Annotated in this window: 23 protein-coding genes; 9 read left to right on the top strand and 14 right to left on the bottom strand. The window is 61.3% G+C overall.

All coding sequences use genetic code 11. The annotated features are described in order from the left end of the window. Positions 1 to 26: 26 nt before the first annotated feature. Positions 27 to 332 carry a hypothetical protein gene (locus M0D66_RS09205; protein WP_093632997.1) on the top strand — a complete coding sequence of 102 codons (306 nt, stop codon included), beginning with the start codon at positions 27 to 29 and terminating at the stop codon, positions 330 to 332. Positions 333 to 391: 59 nt separating this feature from the next. Here the strand turns inward: M0D66_RS09205 and M0D66_RS09200 are convergent, their stop codons facing one another. From M0D66_RS09200 to M0D66_RS09180, 5 genes are all read right to left on the bottom strand, one after another. After that, on the bottom strand, positions 392 to 1,039 hold the full coding sequence (locus M0D66_RS09200) for an NAD(P)(+) transhydrogenase (Re/Si-specific) subunit beta (protein ID WP_200621700.1): 648 nt from the start codon (positions 1,037 to 1,039) through the stop codon (positions 392 to 394). Then, entirely contained in the window at positions 1,036 to 1,821 is a 786-nt protein-coding gene (locus tag M0D66_RS09195; protein ID WP_200621701.1) for a fumarylacetoacetate hydrolase family protein, read from the bottom strand. Before M0D66_RS09195 ends, M0D66_RS09200 begins: the two co-directional genes overlap by 4 nt. Positions 1,822 to 1,839: 18 nt before the next feature. Further along, on the bottom strand, positions 1,840 to 3,087 hold the full coding sequence (frc, locus tag M0D66_RS09190) for a formyl-CoA transferase (RefSeq protein ID WP_093633000.1): 1,248 nt from the start codon (positions 3,085 to 3,087) through the stop codon (positions 1,840 to 1,842). A gap of 449 nt (positions 3,088 to 3,536) precedes the next feature. Beyond that, positions 3,537 to 4,256, bottom strand: a complete 720-nt coding sequence (locus M0D66_RS09185; protein ID WP_200654292.1) for a GntR family transcriptional regulator — start codon at positions 4,254 to 4,256, stop codon at positions 3,537 to 3,539. Beyond that, on the bottom strand, positions 4,234 to 4,470 hold the full coding sequence (locus M0D66_RS09180) for a hypothetical protein (RefSeq protein WP_200654293.1): 237 nt from the start codon (positions 4,468 to 4,470) through the stop codon (positions 4,234 to 4,236). The genes M0D66_RS09185 and M0D66_RS09180 overlap by 23 nt, the downstream gene beginning before the upstream one ends. A 368-nt stretch (positions 4,471 to 4,838) precedes the next feature. On the opposite strand from M0D66_RS09180, the gene shiA reads away from it, so the two are divergent. From shiA to M0D66_RS09165, 3 genes are all read left to right on the top strand, one after another. Beyond that, positions 4,839 to 6,167, top strand: a complete 1,329-nt coding sequence (gene shiA, locus M0D66_RS09175) for a shikimate transporter (RefSeq protein WP_093633002.1) — start codon at positions 4,839 to 4,841, stop codon at positions 6,165 to 6,167. 452 nt (positions 6,168 to 6,619) lie between these two features. Next, positions 6,620 to 8,023, top strand: coding sequence for an OFA family MFS transporter (locus M0D66_RS09170; RefSeq protein WP_200564778.1), 1,404 nt, complete (start codon positions 6,620 to 6,622; stop codon positions 8,021 to 8,023). 10 nt (positions 8,024 to 8,033) lie between these two features. Beyond that, the gene (locus M0D66_RS09165) at positions 8,034 to 8,162 is read left to right on the top strand and encodes an oxalate:formate antiporter (protein ID WP_093633004.1); all 129 of its coding nucleotides are present in this window, start codon (positions 8,034 to 8,036) and stop codon (positions 8,160 to 8,162) included. A gap of 133 nt (positions 8,163 to 8,295) precedes the next feature. Here the strand turns inward: M0D66_RS09165 and M0D66_RS09160 are convergent, their stop codons facing one another. Both M0D66_RS09160 and M0D66_RS09155 read right to left on the bottom strand, forming a co-directional pair. Next, on the bottom strand, positions 8,296 to 8,721 hold the full coding sequence (locus tag M0D66_RS09160; protein ID WP_054042606.1) for a DUF3830 family protein: 426 nt from the start codon (positions 8,719 to 8,721) through the stop codon (positions 8,296 to 8,298). Between the two features lie 607 nt (positions 8,722 to 9,328). Continuing rightward, positions 9,329 to 10,240: a helix-turn-helix domain-containing protein gene (locus M0D66_RS09155; RefSeq protein ID WP_266210620.1), complete on the bottom strand. Its 912-nt coding sequence runs from the start codon at positions 10,238 to 10,240 to the stop codon at positions 9,329 to 9,331. 184 nt (positions 10,241 to 10,424) lie between these two features. Between M0D66_RS09155 and M0D66_RS09150 the strand changes: the two genes are divergently transcribed. Next, the gene (locus M0D66_RS09150) at positions 10,425 to 11,426 is read left to right on the top strand and encodes a LuxR family transcriptional regulator (RefSeq protein WP_093633006.1); all 1,002 of its coding nucleotides are present in this window, start codon (positions 10,425 to 10,427) and stop codon (positions 11,424 to 11,426) included. Positions 11,427 to 11,498: 72 nt separating this feature from the next. Here the strand turns inward: M0D66_RS09150 and M0D66_RS09145 are convergent, their stop codons facing one another. From M0D66_RS09145 to M0D66_RS09130, 4 genes are all read right to left on the bottom strand, one after another. After that, on the bottom strand, positions 11,499 to 12,260 hold the full coding sequence (locus M0D66_RS09145; RefSeq protein ID WP_093633049.1) for an ABC transporter permease: 762 nt from the start codon (positions 12,258 to 12,260) through the stop codon (positions 11,499 to 11,501). Further along, positions 12,257 to 13,183, bottom strand: coding sequence for an ABC transporter ATP-binding protein (locus M0D66_RS09140; protein WP_093633050.1), 927 nt, complete (start codon positions 13,181 to 13,183; stop codon positions 12,257 to 12,259). The genes M0D66_RS09145 and M0D66_RS09140 overlap by 4 nt, the downstream gene beginning before the upstream one ends. Before the next feature lie 190 nt (positions 13,184 to 13,373). Beyond that, complete coding sequence (locus M0D66_RS09135) at positions 13,374 to 14,990, bottom strand: tannase/feruloyl esterase family alpha/beta hydrolase (protein ID WP_266210638.1); 1,617 nt, start codon at positions 14,988 to 14,990, stop codon at positions 13,374 to 13,376. Positions 14,991 to 15,052: 62 nt separating this feature from the next. Next, positions 15,053 to 16,159 (bottom strand): OpgC domain-containing protein, encoded by a 1,107-nt coding sequence (locus tag M0D66_RS09130; RefSeq protein WP_256457744.1) that lies wholly within the window; start codon positions 16,157 to 16,159, stop codon positions 15,053 to 15,055. 587 nt (positions 16,160 to 16,746) lie between these two features. Between M0D66_RS09130 and M0D66_RS09125 the strand changes: the two genes are divergently transcribed. The 3 genes from M0D66_RS09125 to M0D66_RS09115 all read left to right on the top strand — a co-directional run bounded on the left by M0D66_RS09125 (position 16,747) and on the right by M0D66_RS09115 (position 19,167). Then, positions 16,747 to 17,931 carry an acyltransferase gene (locus M0D66_RS09125; RefSeq protein WP_266210619.1) on the top strand — a complete coding sequence of 395 codons (1,185 nt, stop codon included), beginning with the start codon at positions 16,747 to 16,749 and terminating at the stop codon, positions 17,929 to 17,931. A 191-nt stretch (positions 17,932 to 18,122) separates the two neighbouring features. Further along, positions 18,123 to 18,917 (top strand): sulfite exporter TauE/SafE family protein, encoded by a 795-nt coding sequence (locus M0D66_RS09120; protein WP_171926452.1) that lies wholly within the window; start codon positions 18,123 to 18,125, stop codon positions 18,915 to 18,917. Positions 18,918 to 18,993: 76 nt separating this feature from the next. Further along, on the top strand, positions 18,994 to 19,167 hold the full coding sequence (locus M0D66_RS09115) for a hypothetical protein (RefSeq protein ID WP_167378287.1): 174 nt from the start codon (positions 18,994 to 18,996) through the stop codon (positions 19,165 to 19,167). Positions 19,168 to 19,207: 40 nt separating this feature from the next. Here M0D66_RS09115 and M0D66_RS09110 read toward each other — a convergent pair whose 3' ends face one another. Further along, the gene (locus M0D66_RS09110) at positions 19,208 to 21,112 is read right to left on the bottom strand and encodes an AAA family ATPase (RefSeq protein WP_266210618.1); all 1,905 of its coding nucleotides are present in this window, start codon (positions 21,110 to 21,112) and stop codon (positions 19,208 to 19,210) included. Positions 21,113 to 21,687: 575 nt separating this feature from the next. Next, complete coding sequence (locus M0D66_RS09105; protein ID WP_266210617.1) at positions 21,688 to 21,972, bottom strand: hypothetical protein; 285 nt, start codon at positions 21,970 to 21,972, stop codon at positions 21,688 to 21,690. A gap of 212 nt (positions 21,973 to 22,184) precedes the next feature. Here M0D66_RS09105 and M0D66_RS09100 point away from each other — a divergent pair, with 212 nt between their 5' ends. Continuing rightward, complete coding sequence (locus M0D66_RS09100) at positions 22,185 to 23,330, top strand: AraC family transcriptional regulator (protein WP_308112678.1); 1,146 nt, start codon at positions 22,185 to 22,187, stop codon at positions 23,328 to 23,330. 6 nt (positions 23,331 to 23,336) lie between these two features. Here M0D66_RS09100 and M0D66_RS09095 read toward each other — a convergent pair whose 3' ends face one another. After that, positions 23,337 to 24,647 carry an MFS transporter gene (locus tag M0D66_RS09095; protein WP_266210616.1) on the bottom strand — a complete coding sequence of 437 codons (1,311 nt, stop codon included), beginning with the start codon at positions 24,645 to 24,647 and terminating at the stop codon, positions 23,337 to 23,339. Positions 24,648 to 24,763: the final 116 nt, after the last annotated feature.

Raw genomic sequence — 24,763 nt, 5'->3', positions numbered from 1 at the left:
TTACTTGTCAGCCCAGGAGGCCGATCATGAACCACGCTGCGGTTGAGTCTCACGCCAGCACACGTACTGCACGCGCCACCGCGAACAATCCGGACGACGCCCATCTGAGCGCGTTCAACGCGGCCTTCAGCGACCTTGGCCTGCGGTTCCGCTGGGACCAGGCCACACTCGATGTGCTGAAGGAATTCAACAGCGAAGCGGCGCGCGTCACCGCCTACATCGAGCGGTTTCACGCGCATCTTCACAGCGCATACGACGCCGATTTTCTTGCCCAGATGATTCTGAGCAAGAAAGCCAGGTACTACAGCGAATTCGCGGCTGCCGGCGAATAAGGGCTTCGGCGGGACGATTCCGCCGTTCGCCCTGCTCGCCGTCCGGCGCATCGGTGTATTCATCTTTGACGGCACATTGCACGGTGGGTGGCGCGTTGGCGGACAGACCCGCGCTTTTGTACGCCCACCGTCCCAGTGTTATGCCAGCCACGACGATGCCGGTATGCTGCCGCGCGCACCATGCCGGGCGTTATCTCGCGCAGCGCCCACACCTGCTCTTCGCCGCCGTGCCATTCGATGCGCGCCAACAACCCGCGCCGCTCCAGTGCAAATCCATCGCAACGTCCGGCAAACGCATGACAGTGTGAATCGCGAACGTTCGTCGAGTACTCGCGGCTGGTCATCAGATGCGTGCCTAGCGCAACGGCCAGCACGCTCATCGCAAGCAGCGCGGCGAGTCCGAATGGCTGCGCCTGTTCCGTGACGAAGCCGTAGCCGAGCCAGCCACACAGTAAAAGCGCCAGGACGTTGACAATGCCATGCCCCGGAAGCGCGACTGTACTCAGGTCCAGCACGCCACGCAGTTTGCAGAATGCGATGGCGGAGGTGGCGAAAACCAGCGCACCGATAAAGACCGCGGCATAGAGCTCGATACGCTCGACATTCGCCTGCGCCGCCGCCGACAGGTAGCACGCAAACCCGCCCACCATAACGGCGAGCCCCGTGCCACTGCCGAGCAACGCAACGAGCCGCGGCCGTCGCGTCATAGCGCTAGCTCACACACAGTGGTCAAGGTATTGCTCAATGTACCGATCCCTTCGATTGAGATCGTCACGGTCGCGCCGTCCTTGATCGAGCCGACGCCGACCGACGTGCCGCACGCAATCACATCACCCGGTTCGAGCGTCAGGTCCTGTGAAATCAGACTCACCTGCTCGGCAGGTGAAAACACCATATCGGCAAGCGGATAGTTCTGCCGCTCCACCCCGTCGAGCATCGTCACGAGGCGTGCCGCGTGCCAGTCGAAACCGGAGACGATCGAGGGTCCAATACAGCAGAACGTATCGAAGCCCTTCGCACGGCACCATTGCGGGAAGTGCGGATTCTCGTTCAGCAGATCGGCGGCGGTCACATCGTTGACCAGCGTGTAGCCGAAGATCGATTCCGCAGCCTCTTCGATACTCGCGTCGCGGCAGCGCCGCCCAATCACGATACCGAGTTCGCCTTCGTAGACGATCTTGCCAGCGTAACTGAGCGGCCGACGGATCGATTCACCTGAACCGATCACCGACCCCGCCGGCTTCAACAAAAATAGCGGGTGCGCCGGCACGGGCTTGTCGAGCTTCGCCGCGAGCGCGTGAAAGTTATTCCACAACGCGACGATCTTGCCGGGCGCACAAGGCGCGAGCGGCGTAAGCGCACGTGTCGACAACACCGCACCGGTCGGCACCGGTTGATCGAGACTTTCGTACTCGTGTAAATAACCGCCTTCCACCCGGCCGAACACGACACCACCGTCGCTCGACATGAAACGCATCCACGTATCCATACATCGCTCCTTGAACTCTCAAATCGCGCCGGCGGTCCGCAATGCGCTGATCTGCTCGGGCGAGTAGCCGAGTTCAGTCATCACCTCGTCGGTATGCTCGCCCAGCAGCGGCGAGCGCGTAACTTCGGTCGGACTGTCCGACAGTTTGATAGGATTACCAACCGTCAGATATTTACCGCGGGTCGGATGATCCACTTCGACAATCGTGCCGGTCTTGCGCAGCGACGGCTCTTCGGCGATTTCCTTCATCGAGAGAATCGGCCCGCAAGGAATGTCGTATTTGTTGAGGATCTGCATGGCCTCGAACTTGGTCTTGGTCATGGTCCAGCGCTCGATCTCGGCAAAGATATCCTTCAGATGCGGCAAGCGCGCGGCAGGTGTCGCGTAGTTCGGATCGGTGGCCCATTCTTCCTTGCCGATCACGTTGCAGATCTTCGCCCACACTGGCGCCTGCGTGATGAAGTAGATATACGCATTCGGGTCCGTCTCCCAGCCCTTGCACTTCAGAATCCAGCCAGGCTGACCACCGCCCGAAGCATTCCCCGCGCGCGGCACGGCTTCACCGAACGTCCCGTTCGGATATTGCGGATACTCCTTCATCGTGCCGGTACGTTCGAGCCGCTGCTGATCGCGCAGCTTCACGCGGCACAGGTTGAGCACGCCGTCCTGCATCGCGGCGAGCACCTTCTGACCGCGCCCGGTGAGCGTGCGCTGATACAGCGCCGTGACAATGCCGAGCGCCAGATGCAAACCCGTGCCGCTGTCGCCGATCTGCGCGCCGCTCACCACCGGCGGCCCATCGTCGAAACCGGTGGTCGAGGCCGCGCCGCCCGCGCATTGCGCAACGTTCTCGTAGACCTTGCAGTCCTCGTAAGGGCCGGGGCCGAAACCCTTCACCGAAGCCACGATCATGCGCGGGTTCAACTCCTGAATCCGCTCCCACGTGAAGCCCATCCGGTCCAGCGCGCCCGGGGCGAAATTCTCCACCAGCACGTCGCACTTCTGGATCAGCGCCTCGAGCACCAGCTTGCCTTCCGGGTTCTTGGTATCGATCGTGACCGAGCGCTTGTTGTGATTGAGCATCGTGAAGTACAAGCTGTCCACGTCGGGAATGTCCCGTAGTTGCTCGCGCGTGATGTCGCCGGCGCCGGCCCGCTCCACCTTGATCACGTCCGCGCCGAACCACGCGAGCAACTGCGTGCAAGTCGGACCCGATTGCACATGCGTGAAATCGAGAATGCGCACGCCGTCGAGTGCTTTGCTCATGTCAAGTCTCCTGTCCTGATCAGTCTCAGTTGTGTGCAACGGTTATCGACCGACGCGCCTGCTTCGATAACGTCCGCTCCAGCGGATGTCCGGTTAGCCCCGGTACATACGGTATGTGATATATCACATTCAATCAAGCGCGGTCTCAAAATGCGGCTGCTGCGGGATTTCTGCTCTGAATGCTTGTCAGGCCTACGTTTCAACGAGATGAAGCCGCGCCGGTCTGCTCGATTCGAGGGAAAACACCGAGATGTCGCTTGCCTCGATCGCCTTTGATATATCACATACTACATTTCAGTCACCGTCAAGCCGGGCTTAACCCCACCCACTGCGAGGCGACGACTAGAGAGGAAAGAAATGGATCGAAAACGCAAAAAGGCCCGCGGTGACGTCGTCACCGCGGGCCTTTCTTTGTCATTCGTTGCGCCAAGCAGGTGCTCAGGTCACCATCAATCCAGAAAATCGCAATTCGCTTCGACGAACGCCGCCAGATCGAGCGAATGCTGGCGCGTAAGACGCTCAGCCAGTTCGGTATCGCGCTGCTCCAGCGCCTCGATAATGCGCAGGTGGTCGACGATCGAACGCGACGCGCGGTCGCTTTGCGAAATGGTCATGCGGCGAATCGCCCGCACATGGATGAAGATGTTCTTGATCGTGTCGAGAATGATCTGCGATTTCGACAGCTCGACGATCGCCTGATGAAACGCGATGTTGGCGTCGGAGTACTCGGCAATGTGCTCGGCCGGCGTGGCGTCGCGGAAATTGTCGAACATGTGGCGCAGGCGGGCGATTTCCTCGTCCGTGGCGTGCAGCGTGGCAAGACGCGCCGCCATGCTTTCCAGCGCGGCCCACATCTGGATCATTTCGACGATTTCACGCTTGCTCTTGCGCACAATATAGATCCCGCGCCGCGGCACCATGCGCAAAAAACCTTCCTGTTCGAGCAGCGTCATCGCTTCGCGCACCGGCGTGCGGCTCACGCCCAGCGATTCGCTCAGCACGCGCTCGTCGAGGCGGATTTCTTCGTGAGTCCGGTAGATATCCGCGTCAGCAATGGCCTGGCGGAGCATGGCATACGCCTGATCGCGCAAGCTCACGCTCGCGCTGATCGGCTGCAACGACAACGTCAGGGGTGGGGCCACTGCTTCAGTTTGAAGTTCTGACGACATTCATCGCCTCTTGTTGAACATGCGCACGGTAGGGCACCACTGCGGGCGCCACTGCGGCCATTCTGCCATCCTGCTCGCCCAGGCCGACGAACCGGCCATGTTGCGCTGCAAGTTGCGCAACCGGCTGCGGGATCCAGCGGGTCAGCAGAACGGTGGCGGCAGCGCCCAAACCTACGAAACCAACGGCGAGCAGCGAGAGAGGAACAAATTCCATTTGTAACTCCGAATGATTGAGTGAATAGATGACTCAATCATATGCTGCAGCGCCGCAAAAATCAATATTCCGTATGTAGTATATCAGTCACTGTTGTTTTTAGGATTAGATGTTCAAGGTAGCACGGGCAACCCGCGGGCGCTTCTCCTGCTTGTCCCAACACACGACGCTCGGTGTAAACGCGCAAAACGCGCGCTATGCGCGCAGTCGCGTTCGATGATCGCGCAAATTCACCCGAATGCGGATTGTGGGAACCGCTACGCATCATTAATCTTCGGGGAATCCTGTGATGGGCCGCAGCGTCCCCTGCCCTGCATCTGCCGCGCGCTTCCAGACAGCATCCGAGAATTCGAAGGAGACACCGTCATATGAGTACCACTATCCCGAGCGCGCCGAAAACGTCCATCACCGACAACCGCGCGGCGCGCAGCCAGGCACGCAAGGCGGCGCTTGGCAGCTTTGTCGGCGCCGTAGTCGACTGGTATGACTTTCTGCTGTACGGCATCGTCGCCGCGCTCGTCTTCAACGCCGAGTTCTTCCCGAAGGTCAGCCCGGCGATGGGCACGCTCGCCGCATTCGCGACTTTCGGCGTCGGCTTTCTGTTCCGGCCGCTCGGCGGCTTCGTGTTCGGCCACTACGGCGACCGGCTTGGACGCAAGCGCATGCTGGTCCTCACAGTGATGATGATGGGCCTCTCCACCGCAGCAATCGGTCTGCTGCCGGCTTTCTCCAGCATCGGCTGGTGGGCGCCGGTGCTGCTCGTCACGTTGCGCGCGATCCAGGGCTTCGCGGTCGGCGGCGAATGGGGCGGCGCCGCCTTGATGGCGGTCGAAAGCGCGCCGGAGAAGAAGAAGGCGTTCTACAGCAGCGGCGTGCAGGTCGGCTATGGCGTGGGTCTGGTGCTCGCGACCGGATTGGTCGCGATCATCAGCCGCTCGATGGACAACGCGTCGTTCCTGAGCTGGGGCTGGCGCCTGCCCTTCCTGTTCAGTGTGGTGCTGGTGCTGGTCGCGCTGTGGATCCGCTCGAGCATGGAAGAATCGAAGGAGTTCGTCGAGAAGGTCGGCGAACGGGGCGAACGCAGCGTGCGGCTGCCGATCGTCGAGGCCTTGCTGAAGCACCCCAAGGCTTTCCTGCTGATCATCGCGCTGCGCCTTGCCGAGTTGTTCACGATGTATATCGTGACCGCGTTCGCACTGAACTACTCGACGGCGAATCTGCACATGCCGCGTGAGTTCTTCCTCTCGATCGGCCTGCTGGTCGGGGCGGTGAGCTGCGTGACGATTCCGTGCTTCGCGTGGCTTGCGGACCGTTTCGGCCGCCGGCGCGTGTATATCATCGGTGCGCTGGTCGGTATGTTCAGCGCGGTGCCGTTCTTCCTCGCGCTCGAAGCCCGCTCGACGGTGTGGATCGTGATCTTCGCGGTCATGCTCGCCAACGTCGCCCACGACATGGTCGTGAGCGTGCAGCAGCCGATGTTCACCGAACTGTTCGGCACCGAGTACCGCTATAGCGGCGCGGGCGTCGGTTATCAGGTGGCGAGCGTGGTCGGCGGCGGCTTCACGCCGTTTATCGCGGTGGCGCTGGTCAGCTTTGCCGGCGGCTCCTGGCATCCGGTGGCGGCGTATCTGGCGGTCGGCTGTCTGATCTCAGTATTGGTGGCAGCGAAGATGAAGACGGGGCGCACGGTCGCCTGATTCCTACCGATGAGGATTGCGGCGGGCCGGCGTGGCAGAGGTGCTACGACCGGCCCGTTGGCTTTTGAATGAATACTGGATTTCTCGCGAGTAGCGCTACTTCATGCCCCTCGCGCACCTCCCCCCAACACTCCGCTTTTTGCCGATTCCGGACACTGATTGCCCTGCATTCAGTAGCTCGTTCCCGGCCTTCGTGCCGCATCGCCGCATTTCCGCAGATTACGGTCGCATTTCACCAGGCTAATGCCTTATGCATTTACATCTCATATTGCAAACGCCAGGTTCGCGCCCTATCGTTCGACGGAACGAGTTTTGTCTGAATTTGACGACCGTCATATGAAATAAAAATACATATATCTAAGCCACATGAATCTGCAATTTTTACGCTGCGACCCTAAAGCATTCTGTAAGAAGCGCCGATAACAAAGCATTCGTCACACCGGAGACCGACCATGAGCAGTATCACCGAGCCGAGCGGGAATTCAGGCTCTGCCCCATTCTTTTCCAAACAGGCCACCATCGCGAAGCCGGGGTTTTCGCGCTGGATGGTTCCGCCCGCAGCGCTCGCCGTTCACCTTTGTATCGGTCAGGCGTACGCCTTCTCCGTGTTCAACGGACCGCTCACGAAAGTCATCGGCATTACGCAATCCGCCGCTGACGACTGGTCGCTGACCTCGCTCGGCTGGATCTTTTCGCTGGCGATCGTGTTCTTGGGTTTGTCGGCGGCATTTGCCGGCAAGTGGCTCGAACATGTCGGCCCGCGCCGCACGATGTTTACCGCTGCGTGCTGCTTCGGCGGCGGCTTCCTCGTCTCCGCGCTCGGCGTGCATCTGCATCAGATCGCGCTGCTTTATCTCGGCTACGGCGTGATCGGCGGGATCGGACTCGGTCTTGGTTATGTGTCGCCGGTGTCGACGTTGATCCGCTGGTTCCCGGACCGTCGCGGTATGGCGACCGGCATGGCGATCATGGGCTTCGGCGGCGGCGCGATGATTGCCGCGCCGTTGTCGGTGGCGTTGATGAACCACTTCCGCAGCGCGACCAGCATCGGCGTGGCCGAGACCTTCGTCGTGCTCGGCATTGCGTACTTCATCTCGATGTCGATCGGCGCACTTGCGATTCGCGTGCCGCCGGCTGACTGGAAGCCGGCCGGCTGGACGCCGCCCGAGACCACCCAGAAGAAGATGATCTCGCGTAACCACGTGCACATCGATCAGGCGTTGAAGACGCCGCAGTTCTACCTGATCTGGCTCGTGCTGTTCCTGAACGTGACGGCCGGCATCGGCATTCTCGGCCAGGCGTCGGTGATGATTCAGGAGAGCTTCAAGGACACCGTGACGGCTGCCGCGGCGGCTGGTTTCGTCGGCCTGCTCTCACTGTTCAACATGGGCGGCCGTTTCGTGTGGGCCTCGGCTTCGGACTGGATCGGCCGCAAGAACACCTACTTCATCTTCTTCGCGCTCGGCGCCGTGCTGTACTACCTCGTGCCCGGCTTCGCGGCTTCCGGCCAGATCGCTCTGTTCGTGCTCGCGTACTGCGTGATCCTGTCGATGTACGGCGGTGGCTTCGCGACGGTGCCCGCGTATCTCGCGGACATGTTCGGCACGGCGTTCGTCGGCGGTATTCACGGCCGCTTGCTGACGGCCTGGGCCGCGGCGGGTGTCGCCGGTCCGGTGCTGGTGAATTACATCCGTGCCTATCAGGTGGCGCACGGCGTGGCCAAGGCGGACGCCTACACGATGACGATCCACATCATGGTGGTGCTGCTGGTGATCGGTTTCGTCTGCAACCTGCTGGTCAAGCGCGTGGACGACAAGCACCACATGACCGACGCACAACTCGCCAAAGGCGCCTAAGGAGACTCGCATGTCGACCGTTCAAGCCGTTCATCCGACCAACAAGGTCAAGCTCGCCGTCTTCTGGCTGTATGTGACGTTGCCGCTCGCATGGGGCGTGTTCAATACGCTCTCGCAAGCGATGAAGCTGTTCAAGTGAGTTAAGTGTTGCACGCGCCCCGCACGATCGAACTTGCGGGGCGCCAGCAAAGCGTCACAACGCGCGCACGAGTTGCGCGCGGTCTCCTACCCTCCGCCTCCGGCTACTGCGGACACACCGCACTGCCGCCGCTTCAGATCTTCTCGAACAGTACTTCTTGCGCGCCTTCCCACAGCACCTTGGTGCCGAGTTCGCGCAGCTTTTCCTTGCCTTCCACGATGGTCAGGAAGTGATTGCCCGCGAGCTGGCCGAGCTTGCTTGCGAAGCAGCACGAGCCGTACGCAAGAATGATCTCCGTTTCGCTGTAGCCGCCCGGATAGAACAGGATGTCGCCCACCGACGGATGGCTCGTGTGATTTTCGAAGCCGACCGCCACGCCGTCGTTTTCGAGCTTGAAGTCGCCGAGCGGAACCCAGCAGCCCTCGCCGCTCCAGCGCACGTGAATGATCTTCTGACGATATGGCAGAAGCTTCAGAAAGGCGGCCACCGTTTGCGGCGCGTCGGGATGCGTTTCGGCGGTAAAGACGTGGCCGCAGGAGGTGATTCGGAGTCGGGTCATCGCTAAGGTATCCGGTGTGAAGGGTTGAGTGGAAGGGTCGGTCAGACGCCGGCTGGGGCCAAGCCGACGGCACAACATTCTGTCGGCCGGTGCAAGGCTTCGACAGATACAGTTGCCGAGCAACTGGTCAGGCCAGTTAGCCCAATGGCCGCGGCGAACGCGCATTGCACAGGCCATCGCGCGTTCATAGCGCTCCACCGTGTGCTACCGCAAACCAACAAGCGCAAAGGATGCAAGCGGTTCTATCGTTCACCGCGCATGAAATCACAGGGCTTCAAAATTGGCCGGAACAGCACCGGGGCGCATCCATGCCAGCTTCATCCTCAATCGCGCCACGAAACTTCGTAGTTTGCAAGCCGCGCAATGCGCAGCAAACTGCGAAAAGTGCGTGATTGCCGTTTTCGGCGCTTCATCAAACCTTGCCCTCGACAACCCGCCGCGACCGGCCTCGATACACGGTGCCACGCGGCGATCAGGCGTTCCCGCTCTGCACAGCAGCATAGCGTGTCGCGACCGACGAATCCCGCGTGCCGTCAACTGTCGGCATGCAGCTCGGGCATCGCATAGTGGCGAGCCGCCCACACGATCCAGCCGCGCAACCTGACGCTCAGCCGCGCAGCCGGTAGGCAAGCGGCGTTACGCCGTAGCCACGCTTGAACTGCACGGAGAAATGACTGGCATTCTCGAAACCAACCGCAAGCGCGATTTGCAGCACCGGCTGATCGGAGGCGCGCAGCAGCCTCGCGGCTTCCTCGAGACGCAAGCGCGTGACGAACTGATGGGGTGTTTCACCGGTCTCGCGGCGGAACACACGCGCAAAGTGGAAGCTGCTTAACCCGGCCTGCGCGGCCAGTTCGCTGATGGCCAGATCGGCGGCAAGATTGGCGCGAATGTAATCGGTTACACGGCGGATGCGGCGTGGCACCAAACGCTCGGGATGCGGCGGCAGGCCGGCCGGAGCGTGACGGCCACGCGAATAATGTTGCAACAAATGGGCGGCGAGCGCGTGGGTCAGCGCGTCGACATACAGCCGCGAGTCGGCGGGATCGCCCGCGGCGCGATGCAATGCGCGAAGCATCTCGGCGATCAGTGGATCGTGAAATTGCATTGCGTCGCCTAGCGTCAGCTCGCGTGAACCACCCAGCTCCATCTGGTCGGCGACGCTGTCGATCAGGCTGCGCTCCAGGTGCAAATGAACGGTCGACAGCGGCTCATCGCTGATCGAACGCCAGCGCCACGAGATCGGCACGGGCGGCACGAACCAGACGTCGCCCATACGCAGGTCGGCGCTCTCCCAGCGTCCGTCCAGGTTGCGCTCGAGGTGTTCGGCGCCGCTGCCGAGCGTCATCAGCGTGACGTCCTGCAGGCCGGGCGCCTCCAGCAGTTCCTGCTCGTCAGGTTCGAGATACGAGCGCAGCACCAGGTGCCGCCACGGGCGATCCACGCTCGACACCAGTTTCTGGCCCGCCATATAGCGGTCGTAGGCAAGCGTCGTTGTCAGCTTTGGAATTTTTGCCATCACATCTCTTTCAGGGAGGTCCTATATGCACATGAGCAAACCCTGCCGCACCCGCGTCGCCGGTTAGAGGTCAGCGCAAGATCTCAAAAATGATAGCAAGGAACCGGCTACCGTAATATTTGGAAATAGTTAATCATCCAGGTTGTCGTCTTTCACGCGTTTCGAACGCCGGAGCTACCGTTTCATGGAACACGAATGCGATACGTTGCCGCATTGGCTGACGGGCTCGCCGCAAGGCGAGGCCAGCCACGTGTCGGCGGCATACAACTCAGCGGTTACCGCACAACCGGCTTACCCGGCCGGCACGCGGCAACTCGAGAATTCAGCCCACGCGGCTGAAGCATCCAGGACATCAACCCGCATGGCGTCAGGCATTTCGGCTGGCGGTTTCCTGACTCTTTTCACCGAAGAGGAGATCGGCACGCCCTCGCCAGCCGCACGACGTGCAGCGCCAGTCATCAGTCCGCTGGTGCGTTTTGGCAGTGCGCAGGACCGCATCGAATTCGTGCGGCGGCGCATCAAACAACTCGGCTTCGACTCGTTCAGCTATTCGGCCACGCGCACCACCGCGCATCACAAGTCGATGTTCGTGCTGACCAGCTACGAGTCGCAGACATGGCTCACGCGCTATTTCCGCGAGCGTTATTTCGAGCTCGATCCGCGCGTTGCGCTGGCGTCGCCGACCGGCATGCCGTTCCTCTGGAACACCGCCGACATGCGCGCCGACCTGCCGCGCGCGCAGATGCGCAGCGAGCGGCTCGGCGGGCTGATCGACATGCTGGAGGCCAACGGCCGCAAAAGCGGGATTCTCACGCAGATGCCGCTGCCTGAGCCGGAGCTGAGCGCGAGCTTGTGCTTCAACTCGGAGATCGGCAACCCGCGCTGGATGACGGAATCGATCGTGGCCGAAACGCTGATGTTCGCGCACACGATCCATGAATTCATCTGGATGCACGCGAAAAGCGTGATCGGGATCGCACCCGAGCAGCAGCAGCGCGTCTCGCTGAGCGAATTGCAGCATGCAGTGCTGAAGGCGGTTGTGCAGGGACAGCGCGACAAAGAAATCGCCTACTTCCTCGGGCTGTCGCCGCATAACGTCGACTACCACTTGCGGCGCTTGCGGCAGTTGTTCAACGTGCGCAATCGCGTGCAGTTGATCAATGTGGCGCAGGGGTATGTGACTTAAGGGAGGGACTAAAGAGCACTGCGGCCGGCGCGCATGTCGAGCCGGCCGCGTGCGCTTGAATCATGAGCGCCGTTAGCTCTTGAGCCGGTACCCGGTCTTGAAGATCCAGGCAACAATCACGAGAAACACCGCCAGAAACAACGCGGTCATGCCGAGGCTGACACCGACATCCACATCGGCCAGACCATAAAAGCTCCAGCGAAAACCGCTGACCAGGTAAACGATCGGATTAAACAGCGTCACGACCTTCCAGAACGGCGGCAGCATATTGACCGCATAGAAACTCCCGCCGAGGAAGGTAAGCGGCGTGATGATCAGGAGCGGCACGAGTTGCAGCTTCTCGAAGCTATCCGCCCAGATGCCGATAATGAAACCGAGCAGACTGAACGTGACCGCGGTGAGCACCAGAAACAGAATCATCCAGAACGGATGCTGCACCTGCAGCGGCACGAACAGGCCGGCAGTCGCCAGAATGATCAAGCCGAGCAGAATCGATTTGGTGGCGGCCGCGCCCACATAGCTCACCACGATCTCGAGATACGACACCGGCGCCGATAGCAACTCATAGATCGTGCCGGTAAAGCGCGGAAAGTAAATTCCGAACGACGCATTCGAAATGCTTTGCGACAGCAGCGAAAGCATGATCAGACCCGGCACGATGAACGCGCCGTAACTGATGCCGTCCACTTCCTTGATACGCGAACCGATGGCTGCGCCGAACACGACGAAATAAAGCGAAGTCGAAATCACCGGCGCGATGATGCTCTGCATCAGCGTGCGCCAGGTGCGCGCCATCTCGAACTTATAGATCGCGCGAATTGCGTAGATATTCATTGATTACCTCGGAGCAGACTGACGAAGATGTCTTCGAGCGAACTTTGCGTCGTATGCAGATCCTTGAAGCGGATGCCGGCATCGTCAAGCGCTTTGAGCAGCGCGATGATGTCGGTGCGCCCGCCGTCGCCCTCATACGTGTAGATCAACTCGTTGCCACCCTTGGCGACATCCAGTCCATATCCGGCCAGCGCCGGCGGCACTTCAGTTAGCGAACTCTCCAGTTGCAGCGTCAACTGCTTCTTGCCGAGTTTGCGCATCAACTCCGTCTTCTCTTCCACCAGCATGATCTCGCCCGCATTGATCACGCCGATGCGGTCGGCCATTTCCTCGGCTTCGTCGATGTAGTGCGTGGTGAGAATAATCGTCACACCGCTTGCAGTAAGCGAGCGCACCAGCTTCCACATATCGCGGCGCAACTCGACGTCGACACCGGCCGTGGGTTCGTCGAGAAACAGCACGCGCGGTTCGTGCGAGAGTGCCTTGGCAATCAGCACGCGGCGCTTCATGCCGCCCGACAGCGTAATGATCTTGTTATCGCGCTTTTCCCACAGCGACAGATCACGCAAGACCTTCTCGATGTAAGCGGGGTTTTTCGGCTTGCCGAACAGCCCGCGGCTGAACGAGACGGTCGCCCAGACCGTTTCGAACGAGTCGGTGGTGAGCTCCTGCGGCACGAGGCCGATCAGCGAGCGTGCGCCGCGATAGTCCGTCGCGATGTCGCGGCCGTCCACCATCACGCTGCCAACGCTCGCATTGACAATGCCGCAAATGATGCTGATGAGGGTGGTTTTGCCCGCCCCATTGGGCCCTAGCAGGGCGAAGATTTCTCCGCGATTGATCGCCAGATTGATGTTTTTGAGTGCATGAAAACCCGTGGCATAGGTTTTCGACAGATTCGTGACTGAGACGATAGGCTGCATGGATTCGACGATGGCAGACACCGGTATCGGATTAAAAGGGGGCGGGACGAATACGCCGCCGCACCCGCAATGTAATTGAAAGTGGGAAAGCCTGCAGCGTAACCGCGAGATTTCGGAGGAGCGGATACCGCCGGTAAGCGTGTCAGCCTTTCAGGGCCGGCCGAGTTCTTGCCAGACAGGCCGGTGCCCGTCACGGTTCGGCGCACGTGAAACTGCTGGCGAGATTCACATTGCCCTTGCCGCTATAGCGGGGAAACAGCGGGTAACGGCACAACGGACGCGAGCGTCCGTTGGTCGCGACCGCGATATCCGTAGCGGTCAGCGTTTCGGGCGATACGCCACGCGTCACCCAATTGTCGAGCGCGCCCAGCAGATCCACCGACGGAATGAACACGCCGCTGCCATGCTGGAAACCCGGCACCATGTAGAGCCGCATGAATGCATCGACCTGGTCGATGCCGAATCGATCGATCAGCGCATCGTAGTAAGCGATCGTCTGGTTCGGGCTGATGACTTCGTCGGCGAGGCCTTGCAGTGTGATGAGCTTGCCGCCCTTCGCGATGTAGCGAGCCAGGTCGGGGTTCATCGCGCCGATCGTCTGTGAGAGCGCGATGAGCTGTCCGCGATATTTGCCGGGATGAAGCGGGTCGAACCTGAGCGGGTCGAACTCCGCATCGTGGGCCACGAAGTAGCGGACGTAGCCGTCGCCCTGCGCGAACAGATAGCCGTTGGCGAAGAAGGTCGGCACCGGCAGTCGCCCGGCTTGATGTCCGAGACCGAGCATGCCGGTCAGACGCGTGCCCTGAAAGATGTTGTAGCCGCTATAGCCGCTGACATTCCACGCCAGCTTGTAGGGCAACGACAGGCCGTCGCGCATCAGCAGCAAGGTGGAGAGCTGCGTGTCGGTGAGGCACTCGTCATGCGAGGGAGACCGTCCGGCGCAGCGCAACGAGGCGATGATTTCCGCTTCGTGTTCCTTGCACCCGTCGACGTCGCTGACCACGCCGTCCGCCGCGCCATCGAGCCGGTCGCAGACCGCGAGCGTGCGTTGATACACGTGCTCGAGCAGTACTGGTGAAACGAAACCGCCGGGCGTCGCGTATTCCGCCTGACCGAGCTTCACACCCATCAAACGCACGCCGGAAAAATTGAGCGCGGGTGAATTGGCGATTACGCCGTCGTAGTCGTCGGGATAGCGCTGCATCACCGTGTAGCCTTCGCGGCCGCCCGTCGAGCCGCCGGCGAAATACATCCGTTGCGGCGGCCGGCCGTAAGCGCGTGCAATCAATGCGAGCGCGGCATCGTGCGTTTTCTTCAGATGCGCGTAGCCGAAATTCGTCACCGCTTCATCCACGAGGCCGAACACCGCGAGCGATGAATCGCCCACATGCCCCGAGTCGTCGCCGAAGGTCGCATAGCCTTGCGCGAGCGGTGCGCGATCCGGAGAGAACGGCATCACGCCCGTCCCGCTCACCACCACGCCGTTATAACCACCGCCGCCGATCTGCAACGCGCGGCCGTTCCAGCGGCGCGGCAGATTCAGGTCGAAGCGAATATCAGGCGTGGTGGCTTTGAGCGCCTTGATGCGCCCGGTGATACGGCAATATTCGCCGCCTTGCTGATTGCCGAGCGCGGTGGCCGCCACCATCGCCGCACTTTCGATTTGCACGCCAGCAGTCGGCAAAGCGATCAGTTCCGGGGGCAACACCGCGCCCGCGAATTCCGCGCAACGCATGGCGAGCGGCGCATCCTTGGGCGCGGCGAATGCCGGTGAGGCGTTCGTCAGCCATAGCACCGCGCCGGCCACCGTGACAGCAGTGCGTGAACGCCCCTTAGAAAGCCCACGGCGGACATGGCGCACCCGCGCCCTCATCCGTAACCCGCGCCGTTGACAGCCGCGCGCGAGCGCGGCCCTCTCCAGTCGTTCCAGCCGCGCGCGATCATCAGCACCGCGCCGATGGCGACCAGATCGCCGCCGAGTCCGATCAGCGTGCCGCGAAAGCCGTGGAACGTATGCGGCGTTGCCGTATCGACGATCAACGACACCAGCGTGCCGGCGACAAAACACACAAGCCCGGTACGGCCGACCGTCACCACGGCCGGCAAGCGCTGCGCGAGCCACGCAATGCTGCCCGTGCGCACGAACTGCGCAGCGAGCCAGGCGATGACGAGAAAGTTGATCACGCGTTCCACGGAAAGGTTCTGTTTATTCAAGCCGGGCAGCGGCTGCGTCAATACAAAGAGTTTAACAATGGCGAACCCCAGCACCGCGATCACTGCGGCACGCGTGAACCAGTGCGCCGTGCGGGTGGCGTGAAAGCGCTCGCTGACGGGTTGCACCCGGCACAGAATACCGAGCACGAACATCAATTGCCATGCAAACGGATTAAAAGCCCAGTCGGCCACGTCGTCAATGCTGAATAGCGCGGCCAGCGGCCGGGCAAGCGCCCAGATCGTCACGCTCAGGCCCAGCGCCGCGAGCGACGACCGGCGCGCCAACGGCACCACGAATGGCACGAATAGCGCAAAGATCACGTACATGGGCAGCACGCTCGACAAATACGGCTGGCGCCGCAGCACGGCAATATCGAATGCTTCGCGCAGCGGCTGAACCGCGAACGGCTGCCAGCCGGTCAGGTCGACCATCGGCTGATTCAGATGCAATAGCGCGAGGACGGCGCCGGACAGCAGCGTCAATACGGCCGTCAATAGATAGGCGCGATAGATCTCCCAGCAGCGCCTCACGAAACGCATCTTCGCCGCACTTTCGCCACGGCCCGCGAGTACCGCTGTAAACGCTGCCGCCGACGCATAGCCGCCGAGGAACACGAACACTTCCGCCGAGTCGCACAGGGCATACGTGTGCAACATCAGATGCGACAGCGTGCTGCCGGGAATGTGGTCCAGCACGATGACGATCAACACGACGCCGCGGAAGAAATCCACTTCGATCGAGCGTCCGCGGCGGGTGTCCATTCTGGTTCTCGCAAGATGGCGCGTGCGTGCAATGCGCCGTGAAAAGCGGTCATACACAGGGAGTTCCATGTAGGAACTCCATGAGAATAAAACGTTCCCAGCAAGGCCGTGCGCCAACTCGACATGCGCTGACAACCGCCCTCTAAATGCATTCGGAGTGCCAGCAATCTGAAAATCAGATGTCGGCATGCAGTAATACTGAGTTGTCGTGCCATGGTTAGCGGAAAGTCTTGCAGCAAGTTTTGCGACTTTCAAACCATCCAGCACAAACACGATCGGTAAAGGTCACTGAAAAAAATCACTGATTGCGATGCGCGATTTTTTTCGCTTTTTTTCATCGTAGGATGGGTTAATGCACGCCCGTCGGACCCCGCGCATTTCCCGCGATACCACCCCTCGACGGCGGCCACTCATGTGGACCGGACACGCTGCCGGGCTGATCTTCGATCTCCTGGTTTGCTGAGCGTCATTGCGACGTTTTCCCTTTGCCGTTGTTGACTTTGCCGTCACCGGTACGTTCCGGTCCTTCCACTCTCGCCCTGAACGGCAGCGCTTTGCGCACCGCCTTCGCACTGGAAGATAACCACATGAACAACAGAATTGCAGGCTTCGACGGATTGCGCGCGATCGCAGTCCTTATGGTCTTTTTTCAGCACCGTTTATTCGGCGACATCGGCGAAATTGGCCATCTTGGGGTGTGGATATTCTTCGCGTTAAGCGGCTTTCTGATCATCGGTATTCTGTCCGCACAACGCGCACGCATCGAAACAAACGGCAGCCGGTTCGGTCTGGAATTGAAGCGTTTTCTGTTTCGCCGCACGTTGCGCATTTTTCCGATTTACTACCTGATGCTGGCGGTGATGTGCGTGCTGATGGCGCTCGGGATGGCGAGCCCGGAGCTCGCGAGCGGCATGCCGTTTCATTTCGCCTATCTGTCGAACTTCTGGATCGGCTCGGTGCTGCATTACTGGCCGGGGCGTTACTCGCATCTCTGGAGCCTCGCGATCGAGGAGCAGTTTTATCTCGTGTTTGCGCCGCTATTGCTGCTGGTTGCGGTGCGGCGGCATCGCGCCGTGTGCCTCGCGATCATCGCGGTGGGACTCGTTTCGCTGCTGGCAATGCGTGCGGCACAGTGGCAGGACATCACGATTTATACGCATCCGCTGACCAACTTCTGGCTGCTCGCCTTGGGCGGGATTGGCGGCTTGATGATCGCCGGGAACGAGAGCCGTTTGCGCATCGTGCTCGGGCATGGCATGACGCTGTTCGTATTGAGCGTTTGCCTGGTGGGCTTTTGTGCGACTGAGCCTATGTGGAGTCAACTGGACAGTTCGCTTGCCTTCACGACGGTCAGCGCCTTGTATGGCCTCTGTATCGCGGCACTGGTGTGTTCGATTGCGTGCTGCCGCAACGCCGCCGTGATCGGCCTGCTCGAAACCGGCTGGCTGATGAACTTCGGGCGCATCAGCTACGGCTTTTATCTCTATCACAATCTGATTCCGGACCTGACCCGCAACCACCACGCCACGGCGTTCTTCGGCGGTACCGTGCCGCTGTGGGCGCATGTCGCCGGAATTGTCGCGTCATTCGTGATTTCACTGACGATGGCCGTGTTGTCCTGGCGCCTGATCGAAGCACCCATTCTTCGCTTGAAAACACGGCGTGCGCCGTTGGACACCACGACACCAACTACTACGCAAACACCGGCCTCTTTTGCTGCCCGCAACGGGCATGCGTTGAGAGAAAAAAGCACCGCTTCAGATGCCGCCTGAAGGACTCACCCATTACGTTCTGCTTTCATGCGACATGAGTAAGGGCGCGGTATCATGCGGCCTCACTTGGCCGGCTGCTTCGACCCTTGCGCGACACGCAGGCACTGAACAGGCCGAACGATAAAAACAAGCCACTGCCCGCGCGAACTCCGGTCCATCTGGTCCGCGCGGTGGGCTCGCGGACTTCAACGATGTTTCATTTCAGTTTCGCCAACGGCGTGCTTGGCGCGAGCCTGCAGACGCTCAGCCTTTACGCGCTGCTCGGCATTGTTGCGGCGCTATTGCTGGGCGGAATGGTCAAGGGCGTGGTGAGTATCGGCGTGCCGCTGGTGGCGATGCCGATTCTCAGCCAGTTCATGCCGATCAAGGAGGCCGTTCTGTTGCTCTCGATGCCGATCATTCTCGGCAATATTCCACAGGCACTGGAAGGCGGCGACATGCTGCCGACGGTCCGGCGCATTGCCGCGCCCTTGATCGGTACGGTGATCGGCAACATCGTCGGCGTGAGCGTACTGATTTCGCTTGCGCCCCATCGCGCGCAGGCTGCTGCGGGCGTATTGCTGATCGTTGCGGCGCTGCTCCTGTTGCTTTCACCGCGGCTCACGCTGTCACCGAGATGGGCGAAACCGGCGGGCTTCGTATTGGGATTCGGGGCGGCGGTGATGGAGAGCATCGCTTCGGTGCCGGGGCCTTTGCTGGCGATGTATCTGATCGCCACGGGCGCGACGGGAAAAGTCTTTACCAAGCAGATCGCAATTATTCTGGTGGTGTCGATCATCACGCTGGTTGCCACGTTTAGCGGCGGTGCGCATGCCAGCTGGAGCGATCTGGTCATTTCGGTCTGCGCGAGTGTGCCGGTGATCGCGGGAATACTGTTGGTACGGCCGCTTAGAGACAGATTGCCGCCGGGAGCGTTTCGCGTTCTGGTTCTGGTGTTCGTTCTGGCAGCCGCTGCGCAAATGGTCTGGAAATCCGGGGTTTTATAAGGGTGTGGGCTGTGCGCACCAGCCGTGGAACGCGTATTGCTGCTCATTGCTCATAGCAATCCACCGGAGAGCCAGCATGGCAAACCTGCCCAATCCCCCGAACGAGCACGAAAACAAGCCGGATGAAGACCCCGGCAGCCCGCCTACCGAGGTTTCCAAGCCTATCGGCGACGCCATTCCTACCCCAGTCGAACCGGGTCTCGATCAGCCTCTGCCGCAAAAGGGCGACACGCCACCACCCAAGAAATGACGTTCCCGCTCTCGTGGCGGCAAAACGGAACAAACGCGGATCAAGCGGCAGCCGGCTCGTGGACGATCTTCAGCGCGCTCTTGTGCTCTTTGATCAGCCGGTAAACCGCTTCGCCCGGAACCGTCTCCCGCTCGAGCAGTTCGTCGGCAATGGCGCGCAGCACGGGCTCATAAGCATGCAGCAGCCCGTAGCACAACTCGTTCAACTCCTTGAGCAGCACGTTGGCGTGCTCGATGGCGCTCTTCATTTGCAGCCCCGCGTACTGCGACGGCAGCGCCGCGAGGCTGAACAGATCGCCATCGCGATTGAAGCCGAACTTCGACACCATGTCGAGACTGATGCGCGACGCTTCCTGCAGATCCGACGCGGCGCCGCTCGACGCTTCGGAGAACGTGAGAATTTCGGCGTTGCGACCGCCGAGCAGGACCTGAATCTCGTTGCGGATCTCGGTTTCGCGGTACAGGTGCTTGTCTTGCGCCTTGGTGATGAGCGCCACACCCAATGCGCCGCCGCGCGGCAAGATCGTGACTTCTTCCAGCACACCGGTGCCGAGCAGCGCGGCGACGAGACCGTGTCCCGCTTCGTGCACCGCGATACGCGTACGCTCGTCTTCGCTCAGTGCCCGCTCTGCCCCGCTCACGTCGCCGATGCGCGCAATCTTGATCGCCTCCATGAAATGCTTCGCGGCGATTTCCGTCTCGCCGGCTTTGCGCGCGACCAGTCCCGCCTGATTCACGACCATCGCGACCGTTGCCGGAGACAGACCAGTAGTCAGGCGAGCGAGCTGGTCGTAGTCGATGTCGGCGGCCTTCGACTTCAGCTTCTCTGCGTAGAAGCGGAAAATTTTCGCGCGGTCTTCGCGGTCGGGCAAACGGACCTGCACCGTGCGATCGAAACGGCCTGGCCGGCGCAACGCCTCGTCCAGATTGTCGGGATGGTTCGTGGCCGCGACGATGATGACGCCGTCATTCGAAGCGAAGCCATCCATTTCCGCCAGCAGCTGGTTGATGATGCGATTGCTCTCGGCTTCGACGGGACCGCCGCCGGTATCCGTGCGCTTGGCGAGGCCGTCGGCTTCGTCGATGAAGATGACCGTGGGCGCATTCTTGCGCGCGAGTTCGAACAGGTGTTTGACCTTCTGGATGCCGACACCGTAGTACTTCGCACTGAAGTAGCTGCCGGTGATCGAAATGAAGTTCGCGCCGCATTCGCCGGCGAGCGCCTGGGCAAGCCGCGTCTTGCCAACGCCAGGGCCGCCGACCATCAGAATGCCGCACGGTGCGCGCACGCCCATCGACGTGAACTGCTTCGGATCGGAAAGATAGCCGCGGATGTCCGCGAGCGCCGCCTTCGCTTCACCCGCGCCGATCACGTCGTCGAAACGCAGCGTAGGCGCCTTGCTGAGAAGCGACGCGCCGCCTCTCATCTCGCGGCGCATGAACCACACCATGCCGCCAATCAGCAATAGCGGCAACAGCAAACTGATCGCGTCGCGCACCTGATTGAACACCGGCACCCAGCGCGATGCGCCGGTGCGAATGTCGGCGTCGGGTAGCCAGACGAGCTGGTAGGACGCGGCCTGGCCAGCTTTGGGTTCACCGAGCAATAGTGCGTGCGAAAACGTCGCGTTATGGTCGGTGACGAAGTATTTCGCGCCATCGCGCTTCGACACGAGAATCGCGTTGGGGCTCACGCCGATCGCGGCCACGTTGGCGTCGTGAATATCGCGCAGCATTTGCGACGCGTCTTTCTCGTCATGTGTCCACGCCGAGGGATCGTGACGCATCTGATTCGCGATGCCGGTAAGCGCCGGAGTTGTCCGCACGTCGCGCTGCTGATAAATCCAAACGCTGAATGCGAGCAATGCCGCGATTAATACCGCACTGACCCCAATGGCGATCTTGCGTGCGCGTCTTTTCCCAAGCGAGTTCTTTCCCGGCTTCATGAGTCACTTCCAAAAACGGGCTAAAGGGAGCCCTGATACTGGTCAAATACAGGTAGTAGCGGTGGGTAGTCCGGCGATTTAAATCGTCGAATTTGGGGGAGCGATCGGCGCCTTGAAAGCGACGACCTGTTGTTCCGGCGCACAGTTTATCAGCGCTATATTCACTGCGTATTCTGCATACCTGAAAGTAACCGCGCCCTATTTAAAAGCGGTCAATATTGCAGTAAATCGCGGAATATTAGAGGCGCAATTCCAAACAGGCTGGCGGCTATATAGGCAGGTTTGGTATGACGCAGGCATGAGCCGAGCGAGCGCCCGGCGAGGACGACACTTTCGTGGCGATCCCCCGCCGGTTGCTCGGCCAAGTCCGCAGGTGTGTGTTGCAACACCCCCAGACGTCCGATGGGCAAGACGCCCATCGGTTTCACAACTGAGCGGCGAACCTCTGTGGGCCCATCCGCATCATTACCGCACTCTCAGGTCCTTCTTTTTTATTGCCGGTACCTTGTGGCACCGATCTTCTCTCCTGCAACTACCCCCGATCCTCGCAACCTTTCCCTTCAGTAAATCTGAACTCAGGCAGCGGTACGCCGCCTCAGCTTCATCTGCGCATCAGTCCCGAGCAGGTCGAGAAGCTTGATGACGCGTTTGCGATGGCTGGCAAGTAGCTCATGAGTCTCTTCCAGCGCGCGAATGCGCTTTTCCCAATACTCATGGTCTAGCGGGACCAGCACGCCAGCCGCGTCGCCACGTGTCACGTACTGAACCATGTTCTCAAGATGCTCCAACTGGCTATCCACCAGACTGGACGGACGCCGCCCGCCGCGTTGGGCGGTCGGTTGCCTGTTCGTGCCGCTCATCTTTCGATTCCCCGTAAATTGGCCGCCGGCAAAGCCCGGGCCTCGCACCCATTGCGCCGAGAATGCCAATCGGCGCGCTTTCTGCGTGCTTTGCGTGTTCAAACGCGGAGCCTGTTATAAACGCATGGTGGCGCCGTCGATGAAACCGATCTGCATCTAATCATCCGACGATACCGCAGCTTTTTTGTTAGGCTTTACCATCCGTCTCAATATTGGACGACGGCGTGTTAAATATCTGGTTACCGCCGCTGCCCGCCGGAATCACACGCATTGTTCGCAGCAACCGATCCATGAACCAGCGCACCTTACCGCCGCACCTGGCTGCTGCCGCCGCAGCCGAATCGCGCTCCGCCATTTCCACGAGCCGCTTCAGCACGCACGCGCTCACAGCCGACGAACAATTTCTGGCCTGGCGCCAGCGCGTGGGGCATGTGGTCGACGTGCCACCGTCGAAGGAACAGGTCGCCGGCGGATTTCGCGGCGAGATCGATCTTTATGCGGTCGGCGGCATGGTGTTTACGGACTGCAGCACGGACGCGGTGCTGCTGGAACGATCGGTCGCGCGGGTTTCCACAGACTCGCGGCGCGATTACGCCTTTCAACTGTTCGTGGAAGGCGAAGTCGGCCACGTCACGGGCATGCGCAAGAAACGCAGCGAGCAGGGCTCGGTGCAGGGCATCGTCGCGTTCGACCTGAATCAGCCGTTTCGGGCCGAGCGACCCGAATGCCGGCTTCTGAGCCTGTTCGTACCCGCTGCGATCGTGGATGAGGAACTGCGCGACGCCACAGCGATTCACGGCCGCGTCGTCCAGCAGGGTGCGCCGTTGACCAGTCTTGTGCTGGACCACATGACGGCAGTTGCCCGGGAAATCCCCAGGCTCGATCCAGCCAGCGCGGCGGAGGCATTACATGCCGGCGCCCAACTGCTGATCGCCGCCTTCCGCAAGGAGGCGCGACTGACCGGCGCGAGCCGGGCGGCGATGCAGGCCGCCGTGATGGGACAGGTGCGGCGTTACGTCGAAGCCAATCTTCATCAGGGCGACCTCACACCGACCAGCGTGGTTCAGGCCTTACAGCTGAAACGCGCCACCATCTATCGCTGGCTCGAGCACGACGGCGGACTCGGCGCCTACATCCGCAATCGCCGCTTGCGGGAAGCAGCGGACGAACTGGTTCGTTTCCCGCATCTTCAGGTAACGGAAATCGCCTATGGACTCGGCTTTCAGAGCGCGTCCGATTTCACACGCGCGTTTCGCCGCGCCTTCGACATGAGCCCGCAGGACATGCGGGCGCGCGCCGTGGACCTGCAGCACCGCGGCACGAGGGAGCGCTGGGGGAGCGCGCTTAAGCCGATTTAAGCCGGTTTAAGCCGGCGGCTGCGAAGCACCGGCAAGGCTCGCATCCGGCGCCTCTGCCTCCGGAAAGGCCCTTACCGCAGCAAGCGTAAGCAGGGTCGCGGCCATCAGATACCACGCCGGAACCATCGGATCGCCCGTGCGGTTGATCAGCCACGTCACGAGGAACGGCGAAAATCCGCCGAACAGGACGACGCCGAAGCTGTAAATCATCGCAACTCCCGCCGCGCGCCGATGCACCGGAAACGCCTCCATCATCAGCACGGAACTCGGACCGGCATTGTTGACCGCAAGCGCGACGTACCCTGTGATGATGACGAGCGCGGCAACCTCACCCACGCCGTGGGTCAGCGCCCAGAATGCCGGCCACGCGGCCGCCAGCGACGCCACGAGTGCCGCGTACTGCAACGTCTTGCGGCTTACGAAACGGTCGGCCGCGTGCGCCACGAGCGGCGTCACTACCAGGATCACGAGGCCCGACAGGCAGGCTGTCAGGAGACTGATTGCCGCCGGCCGATGCAGCGTACGAACCAGGTAGGCCGGCATATAGAAGACGGTGAGGTAGATGCCCACCGAAGGCGCCGCCATCATCAGAAGGCCGCAGACGAAGGGACGCGGGTACTCCATGAACATGCGCCTCGCACTGAGCCGCGTACGCGGCAGCGGCGCGGCCACCGGCATGCGGCGACGCAGGTACCAGCCGACCGGTCCGATCAGCCCACCCAGCACGAATGGAACGCGCCATCCCCAGTCATGCATGGCGGCGGGCGACAGCAGCGCCGTCGTGCAGGCCCCAACCAGCGCGGCGGCGAAGGCCGCCGCGCCCTGGCTCGCGCCGCGCCAGCTCACCATGAAACAGCGGTGCCGGTAGGCGACCGACTCCATCAGCGAAGCCGACGCCGGCCCGATCTCACCGCCTGCGGCGAGCCCCTGCATCAGGCGCGCGAGCACCATCAACACCGTCGCGGCCGGACCGATCGACGCATAGCCTGGCAAGCACGCGATCAGCCACGTGCCAAGGGTCATCAGCGTGAGCGATACCGTGAGGCCGGCTTTGCGGCCACGGCTGTCGGCAATGTAGCCGATCATGATCGCGCCGAGCGGGCGCATCACGAAGCCCGCGCCGAAGGTGGCGAGCGAGAGCAAGAGCGACGACGCGGGATTGCTCGATGGAAAGAACAGATTGCCGATAATGACCGCGGAAAAGCTGTAGACGGTGAAGTCGTACGCCACGAAGCCGTTACCGATAACAATTGCCGTGACGATACGCCTGAGTTCGGCGCGGGACGGTTGGGCCGCTTTGCGGGCAGCTGTTTGCATGGATTGCGGTCGACGGGGGAAGCGTCGAGGTGTTCAGGAGATGGGCAGAATTGCGGTAAAGCCTTTTTTAGCGGCGCAAAAAGACGCAACTTTACACCGCGCGCGCGGATGTCGCC

The organism is Paraburkholderia sp. SECH2 (genome assembly GCF_030464795.1).
Lineage (GTDB): Bacteria > Pseudomonadota > Gammaproteobacteria > Burkholderiales > Burkholderiaceae > Paraburkholderia > Paraburkholderia aspalathi.
The sequence above is the reverse complement of the archived record's forward strand: the minus strand, read 5'-3'. Positions and strand labels throughout refer to the sequence as shown.